A 15,439-nucleotide genomic window follows, 5' to 3' on the forward strand; every position below is an offset into this window, starting at 1 on the left:
TAGATTAGGACGGTAGACGGAGTCAAAATGGACCATGAGAAGAGAAGGCAGGAAATAGATACTGCCTTCTTTAACGAATTGGGAGGGATACCCTTGCTGGAGAAAAGCTGTGATGATTTTTTACAAGAACTCTCATCAAAATCTCCTGTACCAGGTGGTGGTGGAGCATCCGCTTATGTGGGCGCCCTGGGGATGGCCTTGGGTAGTATGGTAGGAAACCTTACCCTGGGGAAAAAGAAATATAAAGATGTGGAAGAAGACATTCATGAATTATTGGGAAAATCCGAAGAGATTATTCTTCAGCTAAAAGATCTTGTTGCAAGGGATGCTGAAGTATTCTACCCCCTATCCCAAGCATATGGATTACCTCAAAATACAGAAGAAGAAAAAAAAGAGAAGGATGAGAAGCTGCAGCAGGCTATCATTGGGGCGACAATAGTTCCACTAGATATTGCTCGCTATTGTTTAAAAGCCATCGATTTACATGGGGAATATGCACAAAAAGGTACACGTATTGCTATCAGTGATGTTGGTGTCGGTGTCGCATTTTGCAAGGCGGCGCTGCAGGGGGCGAAACTGAACGTTTTGATCAATACAAAAATGATGAAAGACAGCGTACTGAAAAATGATATTGAATGTCAGCTGCGTGAAATTGAAAATGAAGGAATAGGGAAAGCTGATCAAATATTACAATATGTTGAAGAATTACTTACAGCAGAATAGTATACATAATTGACAAGTTTCACAGTGGCATATCGTTCAAAGGGGGAATATTATGTCAACAAGGAAACTCTCTTTCCGAGAAGCATTGCTCGATCCGGAACAAATGTCCGTTACGTGGGAATTGGTTCCAGGCAGGGGTGCACGAGAAGAGGCTCAGGAAAGTGTTGCTCAGATGGCTGAACTGGCTGCTAGGGATTCTAGAATTAACTCCATCACCCTAACGGATAACCCAAGTGGAAAGCCTGCTATACTGCCCTATCCTTTAGCCCTTGAAGCAAAAGAGCTAGGGATTGAAACACTGATACATTTTACCTGTAAAGATAAAAATAGAAATGACATAGAAAGTGAGCTCCATGCCCTTGCCAGATCAGGCCTTCCAAATCTGCTGGTGATGACTGGAGATTATACGACGGAGGGGTTCGGAGGTCGGCCCAAACCAGTATTTGACCTTGATGCGGTGCAGGCCTTAAGATTTATTAGAAAGATGAATAATGGATTTGAAATACCAGCCCATAAAGGCTCTAAAAAGCTTCAAAATACGGATTTCTTTGCCGGTGCAGTCGTGTCTCCTTTTAAATCAAAGGAAGCTGAATTGATGGCGCAATATTATAAAATGCATAAAAAGATTGCAGAGGGTGCCCAGTTTATTGTGACTCAATTGGGATATGACGCAAGAAAGTTTGATGAGCTGAAGCGGTATATGGATTGGTACAACTTAAAAACGCCTTTGGTAGGCAATATATTTGTACTGTCTTTACCTGTAGCGAAGATGATGAATAAAAACCTTATTCCAGGGTGTGTCGTTACGGATAAGATGGTTGCAGACTTAGAAGCTGAAAAAGCCAAGGGAAATGTAAAGGAACAACAATTATTAAGATCTGCGAAGCTCTATGCCATCTTTAAAGGATTAAAATACAATGGAGTAACCATTGCAGGACATGGAATCGGTTATACCGATGTAAAGCATATAATTGAAAAGGGTGAAGAGCTAAGTGCCAATTGGCTGGATTATGTAGCGGAATTCGATTATCCTCAAGATAATGGATTCTATTTCTTCGAAAAGGATCCTGTGACGGGTTTAAATACCAACAAGATCGTGGATAGAAGCACAACTGGTGCTAGAGCTAAGTCTACCATGAAAGATGTCATGTTTAGCATGGTGCATCATCTCGCACTGAGTGAAAAAGCGCCCCTTTACCCTATGATCAAAAAAATTGCAAAAAAAATAGATAAATCCTCTATGAAAAAACCGTTTACCAAAATGGAGTACTGGTCAAAAAGCATAATGCTTGAATGCCGCTTCTGTGGAGATTGTGTCATGCATGAACTTGCCTATACCTGCCCAATGTCTCAGTGCGCGAAGCACCAGAGAAACGGAGCCTGTGGCGGTAGTCGTGATGGATGGTGTGAGGTCTATCCTGAAAAGCAGAAATGCATCTATGTAACGATGTACGAAAAGTTTAAAAATGCTGGAAAGGAAGGTACCATGAAAGAAGGTTACATACCTCCTGTGAACTGGGATTTATATAGGACATCCTCCTGGTTAAACTTCTTCGCTGGAAGAGATTATAATTACAGAAAAGATGTGGAAGAACAAGAAGAAGCTAAGAGTTATGCCGAATAATAAATCTTATCAAAAGGATACGGGGGCAGTGGACCTACCTCCGATCCTTTTCCTATTTTAAATATATTATTTTTTGAATACAGATGATGAATTCATTGTATTGGTAGGAAAAATCTCAGCATTCTCCAATGCACTATAATGCAAATAGCCTCCGATATGGAGGATCGTATCACCAAGTTCAGGATCGATTGTCATGCCGCCCATGCATGGGAAGCTATGCCATGCTTTGGCTACTACTTTTTTTGCTTCTTCCCCTAATTGGGCACCTATGAGGTGTTTCGCAACATTATACCCATTTCCACAGGGGGCAGACTGTATTACTTCAGCTTTTACGATAATATTTTCCGAATTTACGTAGAGGCGAAACTTGGGCTTTCCAATTCTAAAGGTATCCATAAATTGATTTAGAATTTCAAATTTGCCTTTTGTCATACTACAAAAAGGTTTTGGAAAATCGTATGCGAGCCCATACTTTTCACATTCATCGATCGCTTTCTCCCGAACCCATCTGGATACCCAATCGGCACCTTCGCAGGGAACTAGGAGAGCTTTCCCATTACTTTTAGCAATAATTTTAGGCAGCTCAATCAAAATATCCTCATGAATACCAAGACATACAAATACATCACTCTCTTTAAATGCTTTGGGAAGGTACGCAAGAGGATCATCAAGGTAAATGGGATATAAATCAGGCAGACCGATCATTTCTTCAATAAAATTGGAAAAATCCAATTGGTATGCCCCCCTGCACCAATGGCATTTTTTCCCGCAAAGATTACATGCAAGCTTTGAATTTTGCATGTGAGGAATAAATTTAATATTGGCAAACCTTGTATCAGTCTTCATTTGGAATATATTTTGAGGCAGCATATGGCTTTTCTGAGAATAGACGATTGTGATTTTCATTCTATCAACCTTTCATTTTGATAGGATAGACTGTTTAGCGATTTAAGAAGTTCGATCATTCATACTCTATGAAAATAGATCTCTATAAATGAATGATTCTAGGTTATTGAAGAAATTCCTTTCAATCGATATGCTTAAGGCATTTAATATTTTGAAGTTTAAAATGTATACTCTGAATTGAAACAGGCATCCCAAAAAGATAAAATGAAACTAACAAAAAAACAATTAGAAGAAGGGGGATGCAGTATGGGTTATAAAATAGCGGTGGCAGGAAAAGGTGGAACAGGGAAAACAAGCTTGACAGGACTTTTGATTGATTATCTAGTAAAAAAAGGCGAGGAGCCGATTCTTGCTGTGGATGCAGATGCTAACGCCAATCTAAACGAAGTGCTGGGGGAAGAACTGGAGGTAACCATTGGTGAAATAAAGGAAGAAATCAATAAGGCTGAAGCGTCGGGCAGTGGATTTCCAGGAGGGATGACAAAGGCGGACTACATGAAACTTCGACTAAATACTGCGGTTATAGAAGGAAATGGCTATGATATGCTGGTAATGGGTAGAACCCAAGGTGAGGGTTGTTACTGCTATGTAAATGGGTTGCTAAAAAGCCAATTAGATATTTTAACAAAGAACTATAAATATTTTATCATAGACAATGAAGCAGGGATGGAGCATCTAAGCCGGGGGACTGTAAGAGATATCAATACCCTGCTGTTGATCAGTGATTGTTCTACCAGAGGAATTCAAGCAGCAGGAAGGATTAGGAAATTAATTGACGAATTAAAACTAAAGATACCACAAGTATATCTTATTGTAAATCGAGCACCACAGGGTGAATTAAATGAAGGAATAAAAGCAGAAATAGAAAAGCAAGGATTAGAACTAATCGGGGTTGTACCAATGGATCCCATGATCTATGAATATGATTCGAGTGGGAAACCATTGGTGAAGTTACCCGAAGATGCTGTATCCAGACAGGCAATAAGAGAAATCATTGCAAAATTAGGTTTATAAAGGAAGAGGTACTGTCCTAAATACTCTATGAACTCTTAAGGAGTGATTTTCAATTGAAGGAATTGCAATTACGGATAAGAGAATTGGAGGAAATGTTAGCGGAACAGATACAGCAAAGCAAAGAATTAAGGTTGGATAACCAACGGCTGGCGGAAGAGAATAAAGATTTAAGATTCAAAGTGAACCTAATGGATGATATGCTGGACAATATGTATGAAGGCGTCCGTGCTGTTGATTCAGAGGGAAGAGTCATTATTTATTCAAAGGCTAACGAAAAATATGATGTATGGAAAAAAGAAGAGGTCATCGGGAAGCATGAAAATGACCTATGGAATCCTCCCATAGGCTTCACCTTTAACAAACAGCAAATCATCAGATTAAAAAAACCCATAAAAAATGTAAAAATGATTGGCAGTTCAAAGGCTGGGAAACAATTTCATATCATAGCAGGTTTTTATCCATACTTTGAAGATGGTGAATGTAAAGCCTTCTATTATACGGGGAGAGATATTACCACATTGGATTCATTTATCATGCAAACCTATGAAATTCAGCGGAACATGACGAAAAAGAACAATGAGAAGAAACGCATGAATGGCTGTAGGTTTACCCTAAATGATATCATAGGCACCAGTGCAGCGATTACGAGCTGTAAGGATAAAGCGAGAAGGTTTTCGAATTATAATGCCAACATACTCATTTACGGGGAGACGGGAACCGGAAAAGAAATGTTTGCCCAAGGTATTCACAATGAAAGCTTATACTCCCATGAACCTTTCATTGCATTAAACTGCTCAGCAGTACCTGAATCCCTTATTGAAAGCATATTGTTTGGTACTGTAAAAGGGGCATTTACAGGGGCTGAAAATATGTCAGGATTATTTGAACAGGTAGGGAAGGGGACTCTTTTTCTAGATGAAATCAATTCCATGCCTTTGGCCATGCAAGCAAAACTTCTTCGGGTACTTCAAGAGAAAAAGATTAGAAGGATCGGAGGTGTTAAAGATATCGATGTGGAATGCTGCGTGATTAGTGCAACCAACATGGATCCTAAGGAAGCAGTGAAAAAATCCATCTTAAGAGAGGATTTCTATTATAGAATATCCACAGTATTGTTGACAATACCACCCCTAAGAGAAAGAAAGGAAGACATTGCTCTACTTATTCAGCATTTTATAAAGGAATTAAATAAAAGATTTTCAAAGCATATAAAGAGTATAGATCCAGATGTACTGTCTTCCTTGATGGAGTATCACTGGCCTGGAAATGTACGAGAGCTTCTAAACACATTGGAATATGCAGTTATTCTTTGTGAAGACAATCAGACGGTCTTAACCTATGAGCTTTTTCCTAATTATATTTATTATAAAAAGAATAGACAGTGTGATTTTGGAGAGGTCAGCATTGGACAGGATAGTTTCATTGAATACAGCAATACGGAGGATTTAAACACCCTATTGGATAATTACGAAAAAAATATTATTGTATCCGTCATCAATAAGTCAAGCGGGAACATTTCTACAGCAGCGAAGAAACTAGGTATTGATCGGAAATCATTGTATAGAAAGATTGAAAAATATAAGTTGAAATAATAGGGATGTGTCAGCATGACACATGTGTAATCTTGCTACAGAACCATCTGAAATACCAAATTGTTTTCTTTTTATCAAACAACTGTGTCTTGATGACACAGTTGTTTTTTTTATTATTTTTTCAAGTGCTAAGAAAGAAAATGCTGAGATATTGGAATATCAAGGCGAAAGGGGTTTTAATGGAAGATACAATACTTGGCATAAATATTGCTTTTTCCATTCTTAAGCATGACAGAAATGCAAGGACAGCATCAGCAGAATAGTGAACAGCGGATGATGATAAAGGATGCATGCATTGCTGTCTAAGTGAAAAGGGGTGTATAGCAATGTCGGATGTAAAGAAACTTCAACAAGAGAGAAAGCAGTTGTTTGAGGATTTATTTGACGGAAAAATACCAAAAAGGGTGCCCATTCGTGCCAACCTGCCTTTGGAGTTTAGTATTCAGTATGCAGGGCTGCCTTTGGCTGAAACCCAATGGACATTAGATGGTGTGGAAGAGGCCTTAGACAAAGCGTGTCAAATGTCAAAGTCAGACTATTACCCTTCGGGATTTTCAAGATATCCTGCCCATCTTCAAATACTGGGAGCAAAGGGATTTGTCATGGGTTCCAACGGATTCATTCAGCATCCAGAAATCATCGGTATGGAAGTAGGTGAGTATGATGAATTCATTAAAAATCCATATGACTGTATTATGGAAAAAATACTTCCACGACTCTATCCAGAATTGAATACAGATCCGACAACACGTTCCATCGTATTTGCAAAAGCTTTTAAAGCATTCTTTGATTATATAGAGGCATATGGAAAAATAGATGCAAAATTAATTGAAAAATATGGATTTCATGTGATTCCTAGAGAATCCTTCAGTGTAGTAACTGCTCCCTTTGATTTTGTGGCGGATTTCTTAAGAAGCTTCAAGGGAATTGCAATGGATGTAAAAAGATGTCCTGAAAAAATACAAGAGGCATGTGAGGCCATGCTGCCGATTCAAATCAAGAGAGGTATACCGCCTGTACCTTCAAAGTATGGTCATACTTTTATTCCGTTACATATGGGCAGTTATTTACGAAACAGTGATTTCGAAAAGCTGTATTGGCCCACATTCAGTAAAATGGTTCATGCATTGGCAGACGCAGGACAGCCTTGTCTGATATTCTGTGAACATGATTGGATGAGATATTTGGATTATCTCTATGAGCTCCCTGAAAATACAAGGCTCTATTTTGAGTTTGGCGATCCAAAGCTTGCAAAAGAAAAACTTGGCAAGAAGCATATTATTTCTGGCTTCTATCCTTTGACGTATCTACAGTCAGCTACCAAGCAGCAGTGTATTGACAAGGCAAAAGAGCTTATTGACATTTTAGCTCCTGGTGGGAAATATTTCTTTGAATTTGATAAGAGCCCTGTAAGCTTGGACAGTGTAAATGTAGAAAATTATATGGCAGTACTTCAGTATGTGGCTGAAAATGCAAAATATGATAACCCAGGAGAAGCGGCAGCATCAGAGGATAAGTCTGCCAATAAACCTAAAACGATTGAAATACCTGAGTTTAAATCTAATTACTATAAAGCGTGGGAAGAATACAAGGTAGGACATCCTGAAATCGGGCCAAAGATAGAACCAATTATGGCTTCAAAATTACAAAGTTACGAAGAAATGATATTTAGAATGATTTTCATGCTAATATAGTGGGGATCATTGGGTGATATTCATTATTGTGAAAATATGACACATGTGTAATTATGTCACAGTGATCATGAAAACATAGTAAACATTTTCTTTAGTAAAATAAGGTGTGGTATTTTGCCACGCTTTATTTTACTTTCTAAAATCAATACAGAGCAGGGCGCCATGTAAACCACGTAATATCAATAGATGAAAAAAATAAACAAATGGGAGATACTTGGCATAAGAATTGCTATTAATTTCTATATAAGTGCGATGTAGGCTGAAGAAATAAAAATTTGTCAAGGGTGGGTGAACAATATGACCGATGTAAAAGCATTACAACAAGAAAGAGTACAGATCTTTACGGATTTATTTGATGGTAAGGTTCCAAAGAGAGTACCAATCAACTTGCTTTTATCCTTTGAGTTTGCGATTCAGTATGCAGGAAAGGATTTAGCAGAAGCTCAGTGGGATACTTCTACGCTTGAAGAAGTATTTGATAAAATGTGCAGAGACTTTATTACGGATACGAACCCCGCACTGGCATTTAGATATCCTGTATATTACAAATTGTTAGGGGCTAGGAATTTTGTGATGAGCTCCAGTGGTTTTTTACAGCATCCAGAAGTCCATGGGTTTGAAGCTGAAGAATATGATGAGTTTATAGCATCGCCCTATGATTGTATTATGGAAAAGATATTGCCAAGGATTTACACAGAATTAAACACAAATCCAGTACAAAGGTCTCTTGTAATGGCAAAGGCTTTTAAGGCATTTTACGATGAAATGATCAATGGAGGAATGATTGTTGAAAAACTGAATGATAGATATGGTTTTTCTCCTATAGGAGGCTTTCAAGGAATGTGTGAAGCTCCCTTTGATTTTATGTCAGATCAATTGAGGGGATTTAAGAATATTACGGGAGATATCAGAAGGATTCCTGATAAGGTAGAAGCAGCTTGTGAAGCAGTTACACCTTTGATGATTAAAACAGGAATGCCTATAAATCCTTCAAAGTACAGTGCTACTTTCATTCCTCTACATATGGCGCCTTTTATTCGGGATAAAGACTTTGAAAGATTCTATTGGCCAACCTTCAAGAAAGTAGTAGATGAATTAGCGGCTGTAGGGCAGCCATCCTATCTCTTTGTTGAACATGACTGGATGCGTTACCTTGATTATCTGTATGAACTGCCTGAGAATACCAGAATGATGTTTGAGTATGGAGATCCAAAGCTTGTGAAAGAAAAGTTAGGGAAAAAACATATACTAACTGGATTCTATCCAATTTCTTTATTGAAGGCAGGTACCAAACAACAATGTATTGATAAAGCGAAGGAGCTTATTGATATCCTTGCACCTGGTGGAAAGTATATGTTCAATTTTGATAAGAATATTATTACTGCAGATAGTGTTAATATTGAGAACTTACAAGCGGTATTATCCTATGTGGCTGAAAATGCCAATTATTAAAGGAGGGAATATAGATGGAAACAAAGTATTATAAAACTTGGGATGAATATATAAAGGAACATCCAGAAATTGATGAGAAACTTATACCTGTTATAGCACCTAAAATACAGAGTTATGAAGAAATGATGTTTAGTTTCGTTATGACGCTGCTCATGTAAGGAAAGAAAAAATCTTCCGTAGCAGAGGGGAGAAAGATCAAGGCAGTAAAACAGTTACAAGTGTGACGTATTGTCACATGTGTAATAATGATACAAAAGGGTCAGAACTTAGAAAAGATCTCTATCGTACTAAAAAAGCTGTGAAGTCGTGCCACAGCTTTTTTTATTTTCTAAAACAAGAGAATAAAATGAAAAACATCAAACTTTGTAAAATCAAAGGAAATGGGTGAGAGGATGAATTAGGAAATATTTGGCACAGATATTGCTGTTTATTTGTATATACATGTACATGGTGGTTCTAAATGCCGTCAATACGTGAATCTATACAATAAAGGGGGCAGTTTTATGATTGATGTAAAAGTACTATCACAGATGGTGGGGGATCTGGATGAAGGTGCCGTATTAGACATGCTGAATGAATTTGTGTCTACAAATCCCAGTGAAGAAGAGGCACAAAAGGTAGTCAATGCATGTCAGCAGGGAATGGCCATTGTAGGGGATTTGTTTGACAAGGGCGAGTATTTTGTAGGGGATCTGATCTTTGCAGGGGAACTTCTTACCAGCGCTATTGATGTGTTAAAGCCAGTCATTGGGTCAGGAAGCACAGAAAAGGCTGGAACCATCGTCCTTGGTACAGTACAAGGAGATTTACATGATATCGGTAAAAACATATTTAAAAGCATGGCAGAAGCAGCTGGTTTCGAGGTTCATGACCTTGGGATTGATGTTTCTGTAGGAGCATTTGTTGAGAAAGTAAAAGAAGTAAAGCCACAAATTGTTGGCATGAGCGGCGTGTTGACCCTAGCCATCGATGCCATGAAAAATACAATCGATGAGCTAGCCAGTGCAGGTTTAAGGAATGATGTAAAGATTGTTATCGGAGGAAACCCTGTAACGAAAGAAGCCTGTGAATTGGTAGGAGCCGATGCCTTCACAACCAATGCAGCTGAAGGAATAAAAATATGTCAAGGGTGGGTGAAATAGTATGACAGATGTAAAAGCCATACAGCAAGAAAGAATCAGCAATTATCATGATATCTATGATAACAAGATCCCTAAGAGGGTTCCTGTAAATATTACATTGCCCTTTGAGGCGATCGCAGGATTCGGTGGACTTGATTTGGTAGAAGCTCAATGGAATCCTTCTATGGTGGAAGAAACGCTAGATAAGCTTTGCCAAGTTTTGTATTCTGATGTTTGCCCGAGTATAGGATCTTTTCGATATCCATCCTTTTATCAAGCTCTAGAATCCCAGTCTTTTGTTATGGGCTCGAATGGGTTCTTTCAGCATCCAGAAGTAGTGGGGATGTTGGAAGAAGAGTATGATTATTTAATCGAAAAGCCCTATGACTGCTTGCTTGAAAAAGTTATCCCAAGACAATACAAAGCCCTTGATCTAAACAATCCAATAAAGATGATGCTAAGTTTCTCAAAAAGCTTGTTGGGCTATAATGCGGATATGATGGCAGGCGGCATGATGATAGGGAAAATGGTAGAGAAATACGGCTATTATCCTGGCGCACCTTTTGGTTCAGGCGGATTCACAGAAGCACCTTTTGATTTCTTGGCAGACCAATTGAGGAGTTTTAAAGGGATTAGTATGGATATCAGGAGAATGCCTGAAAAAGTCGCAGAAGCCTGTGAAGCCCTCTATCCAATCGTGTTAAAGATGGGTATGCCTAAAACAATCTCTAATTACGGAACCGTAATGCTGCCGCTTCACATGCCTACCTTCATGCGTGAGAAGGACTTTGCAAAGCTGTGGTGGCCTAGCTTCAAAAAATTACTCGAGGAATATGCTTCAATGGGAATCCACTGTCAAATTTTCTGTGAAGACGATTGGACCAGATATCTTGACTATCTGTATGATCTTCCCACTGATACAACCTTGATGTTTGAGTATGGGGATCCAAAGCAGATTAAAGAAAAATTAGGTAAGAAGCATATCATTACAGGTCTTTATCCAATTACGATGCTCAAAACCCATACAAAGGAAGAATGTGTGAATAAAGCGAAGGAAATGATCGATATTCTAGCCCTAGGAGGAAAGTATATTTTCGGATTTGATAAACATCCGCTTACTATCCATGATATCAACTTAGAGAATCTGTTTGCTGTGGCAGAATGTGTCCGTGACTATGGTGTATACAGCAATCCGGGTGAAACAGCTGGTATGCAATTTAATAAGGATGATTATAAAGCGCTGCCATCAAGAAAATTGGAAAGTAAGTATTTTACAACATGGGAACAATATAAGGCACAACATCCAAATGTGTCAGAGCTTGGAGCCCCTAAATTACAAGGTTTTGAAGAAAGACTATTCCAATATTTAATGTTCCTATTAATATAATGAAGCAATCCATGTGAAGTGTTATGGTCCATTATAAATAACAGGGGGTACTATATATGGATGATAAAAAAGTCCCAAACAAAATTATAAATATTTATGGTTTTGCAGATTTTACGTTTAATATGATGATGATGATTGCAATATCGTATTATGCATATTTTCTTACAGACATTGCAATGATCAGCGCAGCGACGATGGGGACCATTCTACTTATCGCCCGTATAGGGGATGCGGTTTCTGTACCGATTACAGGGGGAATATTACAAAAAACACAATTAAAATGGGGACAATTCCGTTCGTGGCTGTTGGTAACGCCGCCAATAACATGTCTATTCTTTATCTTAATGTTTACAAATGTTAGTATGACTGGAACTGCAAAGGCAGTCTTTCTTGGAACATGCTACGTGATTGCCCATGTATGTGTTAACTTTACCTTTAATGGGCATATAGGTTTATTGGGCATTTTGGGAAAAACCGCTGAAGACAGGATAAAGCTCTCTGCTAAGAAATCCCAATTTCAAACAGCTGCGAATATTGTTTTTAGTTTAGCGTTTATGCCTCTCGTTGTATTCTTCGGAGGTACAGATCAAGGAAAGGGTTTCCTGTATGCAATGATCATCTTTGCCATCCTACAGGTATTAGGCTATTGGAATGTCTTTAGAGTGACAAAAGAATATAATCCCTATGACCCAAATAAAAAGTTAAGCGGTGCAGGGAGCATGGGCTTAACCGTTGGAGAAATGGTACAGCAAATCTTCGGAAATAGTCAGCTGTTATTGATTATGCTGGCAGATTGTATTAAAAATGCTGCAATGTTTGCCGTACTAGGTATGGCCACCTATTATTTTAAATATGCAATTGGCAATTTGGCATTAATCACTGTATATATGCTTGTCACCAATAGTGCAACCTTCTTGGGAAGCCTAGCAGCACCCATTGTGGTTGGAAAGATTGGGAAAAAGCCGACCTATCTTCTGTCATGCATCATTCCGATTGTTGCATTTGTATTGGTACGGGTGCTTGCTGGTACAAATCCATTTATTTATATGGCGTTAGTTAGTATTTCCAGCTTTGCATTAACCTTTGGAATGGCGATCGGACCCGCTATGTATTTAGATTCAGCCGAATATGGACACTATAAGACTGGAAAAGATGGTAGTGGATTCATCATGTCCATGTTCGCAATGCCTATTAAAATTGGTGTAGCGTTAAGTAGTGTAATCATTGGTTTTGGACTTTCATCCATAGGGTATAGCACAACCGTCGAGGTTACACCTAATTTTGTCAGCGGACTTATGAAGATACTTTCCATTATTCCTGCTGGATGCTGTGCATTGGCATTGGTGCTTATGCTATTTTATCGACTGAATGACGCGAAAGTACAGGAATACATGGAAGCAAACGCCAAAAGAAAAGCCACCGTATAACAATATTTCTTTTTACTATTGTCAATAATGAACTATCATATGGGACCTATACATTGCTGTGGCATAATGCCACATGTGTAATTATGCCACAATAACCTTGAAGTAAAGGAAACGTTTTCTTTCCAAAATAAGCTGTGTAATTATGCCACAGCTTATTTTGTTTTTTCCAGGATTAGAATATGTAGGAGATCCATATAAAACCAGGTATATCAATAGATGCAGAAAAACTAACAAAGGTCAGGTACTTGGCATAAGAATTGCTTTATGTTTGTATATACATGTATATAAACAGCCTTTGGAAACAGACCGAAATACATAAATCTATACTATAAAAGGGGGAAGTATCATGGTGAATTGTAAAGTACTATCACAGATGGTGGGGGATCTTGATGAAGGTGCCGTATTAGACATGCTGAATGAATTTGTGGCTACAAATCCTAGTGAAGAAGAGGCACAGAAGGTAGTCAATGCTTGTCAGCAGGGAATGGCCATTGTAGGGGATTTATTTGACAAGGGCGACTATTTTGTGGGGGATCTGATCTTTGCAGGGGAACTTCTTACCAGCGCTATTGATGTGTTAAAGCCAGTCATTGGGTCAGGAAGCACAGAAAAGGCTGGAACCATCGTCCTTGGTACAGTACAAGGAGATTTACATGATATCGGTAAAAACATATTTAAAAGCATGGCAGAAGCAGCTGGTTTCGAGGTTCATGACCTTGGAATCGATGTTTCTGTAGGAGCATTTGTTGAGAAAGTAAAAGAAGTAAAGCCACAAATTGTAGGGATGAGCGGTGTTCTAACACTAGCCATTGATGCCATGAAAAATACAATCGATGAGCTAGCCAGTGCAGGTTTAAGGAATGATATAAAGATCGTTATCGGTGGAAATCCTGTAACGAAAGAAGCCTGTGAATTGGTAGGAGCCGATGCCTTTACGACCAATGCAGCAGAGGGGATCAAAATCTGTCAAGGGTGGGTGAAGTAGTATGAGTGATGTGAAAGCTTTGCAACAAGAACGAATAAGTATTTTTCGAGATGTGTTTGATAACAAGATTCCAAAGAGGGTTCCTGTGAATATGAGTATACCCTTCGAGGCCCTGGCAGAATTCGGTGGACATGATATTGTAGAAGCCCAATGGAATCCCATGATTATAGAAGAAACGCTAGATAAACTCTGTCAGACATGGTATACAGATGTTTGTCCAGGTGGAAGTTCTTTAAGATATCCATCCTATTATCAGGCACTGGATTCTCAATCCTTTGTCATGGGTTCAAACGGATTCTTTCAGCATCCAGAAGTAGTGGGAATGCTGCCAGAAGAGTATGATTACTTAATTGAGAAACCTTATGACTGCTTACTGGAAAAAGTAATTCCTAGACAATATAAAGCTTTAAATTTAGATGATCCAGTAAATATGGCCATTAGCTTTTCCAAAGCGATACTCGGTTATAATGCTGATATGATGACTGGCGGAGCACTCATGGGTAAGATGATCGAAAAATATGGCTATTATCCAGGTGGACCCATCGCATCTGGCGGATTTACAGAAGCACCCTTTGACTTCTTGGCAGACCAACTGAGAAGCTTCAAGGGTGTAAGCATGGATGTAAGAAGAATGCCTGAAAAAGTAGCTGAAGCTTGCGAGGCCCTCTACCCAATCGTATTAAAGAAAGGTATGCCGAAAGTGGTATCCAATTATTCACATGTGTTCTTGCCACTTCATATGCCTACTTTCATGCGTGAGAAGGATTTTGAAAAATTGTGGTGGCCTAGCTTCAAGAAATTATTAGATGAGTATGCTTCTTTGGGTATTCACTGTAGAATCTTCTGTGAAGACAATTGGGATCGATATCTTGATTACTTATATGAATTGCCAACAGATACATTATTACAGTTTGAATATGGTGATCCTAAACTGATTAAAGAAAAATTAGGTAAGAAACATATTATTACAGGGTTATTCCCAGTAACCTATCTAAAGACCCATACGAAAGAAGAATGTGTTGCTAAGGCTAAGGAATATATAGATATTCTAGCACCTGGTGGAAAATATATATTCTGTTTAGACAAGAATCCGCTTTCCATAAAAGATATAAAGATGGAAAACCTCATGGCTGTAACAGAATGTGTTAGAGATTATGGCGTATACAGCAATGCTGGTGAAACTGCTGGTATGCAATTTAACAAAGATGATTACAAGGCTCTTCCATCAAGAAAACTAGAGAGTAAATACTTTAAGACCTGGGAAGAATACAAAGCTTTATATCCAACTGTATCTGATTTTGGTCAAGAGAAACTCCAAGGGGCAGAAGAAAGAATATTCCAGTTCCTTATGTTCCTATTGCTGTAATTTTAGGGAAAAAGATCTAGCTTCAAAGGGATCTGCACTGCCGGTTTAGAATGTGTATCTGCCACAATGAATTCTAGCTGGCAGTGCGGTTAACGAATCAATAGATCCTATCCATTTCGAATACAAAATTTGCACAGTTTGAAATCCT

14 protein-coding genes are annotated in these 15,439 nt (G+C 38.5%); 13 read left to right on the forward strand and 1 reads right to left on the reverse strand.

Annotated elements, in window-relative coordinates; all coding sequences use genetic code 11:
• Nucleotides 1-27 precede the first annotated feature (27 nt).
• Together HNQ80_RS16755 and HNQ80_RS16760 are read left to right on the forward strand one after the other, a co-directional pair.
• A complete protein-coding gene (locus tag HNQ80_RS16755) occupies nucleotides 28-723 on the forward strand; it encodes a cyclodeaminase/cyclohydrolase family protein (RefSeq protein ID WP_330602916.1) in 696 nt (231 codons plus the stop codon).
• A gap of 52 nt (nucleotides 724-775) precedes the next feature.
• Nucleotides 776-2,347 carry a methylenetetrahydrofolate reductase C-terminal domain-containing protein gene (locus HNQ80_RS16760; protein WP_184311822.1) on the forward strand — a complete coding sequence of 524 codons (1,572 nt, stop codon included), beginning with the start codon at nucleotides 776-778 and terminating at the stop codon, nucleotides 2,345-2,347.
• A gap of 66 nt (nucleotides 2,348-2,413) precedes the next feature.
• Here HNQ80_RS16760 and HNQ80_RS16765 read toward each other — a convergent pair whose 3' ends face one another.
• The gene (locus tag HNQ80_RS16765; protein WP_243183342.1) at nucleotides 2,414-3,079 is read right to left on the reverse strand and encodes a DUF166 domain-containing protein; all 666 of its coding nucleotides are present in this window, start codon (nucleotides 3,077-3,079) and stop codon (nucleotides 2,414-2,416) included.
• 378 nt (nucleotides 3,080-3,457) lie between these two features.
• Here HNQ80_RS16765 and HNQ80_RS16770 point away from each other — a divergent pair, with 378 nt between their 5' ends.
• From HNQ80_RS16770 to HNQ80_RS16815, 11 genes are all read left to right on the forward strand, one after another.
• Nucleotides 3,458-4,267, forward strand: coding sequence for an ATP-binding protein (locus HNQ80_RS16770; protein WP_330602917.1), 810 nt, complete (start codon nucleotides 3,458-3,460; stop codon nucleotides 4,265-4,267).
• Nucleotides 4,268-4,320: 53 nt separating this feature from the next.
• Nucleotides 4,321-5,859, forward strand: a complete 1,539-nt coding sequence (locus HNQ80_RS16775) for a sigma-54 interaction domain-containing protein (RefSeq protein WP_184311825.1) — start codon at nucleotides 4,321-4,323, stop codon at nucleotides 5,857-5,859.
• Nucleotides 5,860-5,984: 125 nt separating this feature from the next.
• A complete protein-coding gene (locus HNQ80_RS25675) occupies nucleotides 5,985-6,122 on the forward strand; it encodes a hypothetical protein (protein ID WP_207727063.1) in 138 nt (45 codons plus the stop codon).
• 63 nt (nucleotides 6,123-6,185) lie between these two features.
• Nucleotides 6,186-7,553 (forward strand): uroporphyrinogen decarboxylase/cobalamine-independent methonine synthase family protein, encoded by a 1,368-nt coding sequence (locus tag HNQ80_RS16780; RefSeq protein ID WP_184311826.1) that lies wholly within the window; start codon nucleotides 6,186-6,188, stop codon nucleotides 7,551-7,553.
• Nucleotides 7,554-7,850: 297 nt separating this feature from the next.
• Complete coding sequence (locus HNQ80_RS16785; protein WP_184311827.1) at nucleotides 7,851-9,005, forward strand: uroporphyrinogen decarboxylase family protein; 1,155 nt, start codon at nucleotides 7,851-7,853, stop codon at nucleotides 9,003-9,005.
• Nucleotides 9,006-9,019: 14 nt separating this feature from the next.
• Nucleotides 9,020-9,163 carry a hypothetical protein gene (locus HNQ80_RS16790; RefSeq protein WP_184311828.1) on the forward strand — a complete coding sequence of 48 codons (144 nt, stop codon included), beginning with the start codon at nucleotides 9,020-9,022 and terminating at the stop codon, nucleotides 9,161-9,163.
• Nucleotides 9,164-9,508: 345 nt separating this feature from the next.
• Entirely contained in the window at nucleotides 9,509-10,147 is a 639-nt protein-coding gene (locus tag HNQ80_RS16795; RefSeq protein ID WP_184311829.1) for a cobalamin B12-binding domain-containing protein, read from the forward strand.
• 1 nt (nucleotide 10,148) lies between these two features.
• Complete coding sequence (locus tag HNQ80_RS16800) at nucleotides 10,149-11,513, forward strand: uroporphyrinogen decarboxylase family protein (RefSeq protein WP_184311830.1); 1,365 nt, start codon at nucleotides 10,149-10,151, stop codon at nucleotides 11,511-11,513.
• Nucleotides 11,514-11,569: 56 nt separating this feature from the next.
• Nucleotides 11,570-12,940, forward strand: a complete 1,371-nt coding sequence (locus tag HNQ80_RS16805; protein WP_184311831.1) for an MFS transporter — start codon at nucleotides 11,570-11,572, stop codon at nucleotides 12,938-12,940.
• Between the two features lie 346 nt (nucleotides 12,941-13,286).
• Nucleotides 13,287-13,925, forward strand: coding sequence for a cobalamin B12-binding domain-containing protein (locus HNQ80_RS16810; RefSeq protein WP_184311832.1), 639 nt, complete (start codon nucleotides 13,287-13,289; stop codon nucleotides 13,923-13,925).
• Between the two features lies 1 nt (nucleotide 13,926).
• Nucleotides 13,927-15,291 carry a uroporphyrinogen decarboxylase/cobalamine-independent methonine synthase family protein gene (locus tag HNQ80_RS16815; RefSeq protein WP_184311833.1) on the forward strand — a complete coding sequence of 455 codons (1,365 nt, stop codon included), beginning with the start codon at nucleotides 13,927-13,929 and terminating at the stop codon, nucleotides 15,289-15,291.
• The last annotated feature ends 148 nt before the right edge of the window (nucleotides 15,292-15,439 follow it).

The sequence above is a fragment of the Anaerosolibacter carboniphilus genome (assembly GCF_014205875.1).
GTDB classification, from domain to species: Bacteria; Bacillota; Clostridia; order Peptostreptococcales; family Thermotaleaceae; genus Anaerosolibacter; species Anaerosolibacter carboniphilus.

What these genes read in the sequence shown, in the direction of transcription:
- HNQ80_RS16755 (WP_330602916.1), top strand. Translation starts at nt 28, where the DNA reads ATGGACCATGAGAAGAGAAGGCAGGAAATAGATACTGCCTTCTTTAAC.
- HNQ80_RS16760 (WP_184311822.1), top strand. Translation starts at nt 776, where the DNA reads ATGTCAACAAGGAAACTCTCTTTCCGAGAAGCATTGCTCGATCCGGAA.
- HNQ80_RS16770 (WP_330602917.1), top strand. Translation starts at nt 3,458, where the DNA reads ATGAAACTAACAAAAAAACAATTAGAAGAAGGGGGATGCAGTATGGGT.
- HNQ80_RS16780 (WP_184311826.1), top strand. Translation starts at nt 6,186, where the DNA reads ATGTCGGATGTAAAGAAACTTCAACAAGAGAGAAAGCAGTTGTTTGAG.
- HNQ80_RS16785 (WP_184311827.1), top strand. Translation starts at nt 7,851, where the DNA reads ATGACCGATGTAAAAGCATTACAACAAGAAAGAGTACAGATCTTTACG.
- HNQ80_RS16790 (WP_184311828.1), top strand. Translation starts at nt 9,020, where the DNA reads ATGGAAACAAAGTATTATAAAACTTGGGATGAATATATAAAGGAACAT.
- HNQ80_RS16795 (WP_184311829.1), top strand. Translation starts at nt 9,509, where the DNA reads ATGATTGATGTAAAAGTACTATCACAGATGGTGGGGGATCTGGATGAA.
- HNQ80_RS16800 (WP_184311830.1), top strand. Translation starts at nt 10,149, where the DNA reads ATGACAGATGTAAAAGCCATACAGCAAGAAAGAATCAGCAATTATCAT.
- HNQ80_RS16805 (WP_184311831.1), top strand. Translation starts at nt 11,570, where the DNA reads ATGGATGATAAAAAAGTCCCAAACAAAATTATAAATATTTATGGTTTT.
- HNQ80_RS16810 (WP_184311832.1), top strand. Translation starts at nt 13,287, where the DNA reads ATGGTGAATTGTAAAGTACTATCACAGATGGTGGGGGATCTTGATGAA.
- HNQ80_RS16815 (WP_184311833.1), top strand. Translation starts at nt 13,927, where the DNA reads ATGAGTGATGTGAAAGCTTTGCAACAAGAACGAATAAGTATTTTTCGA.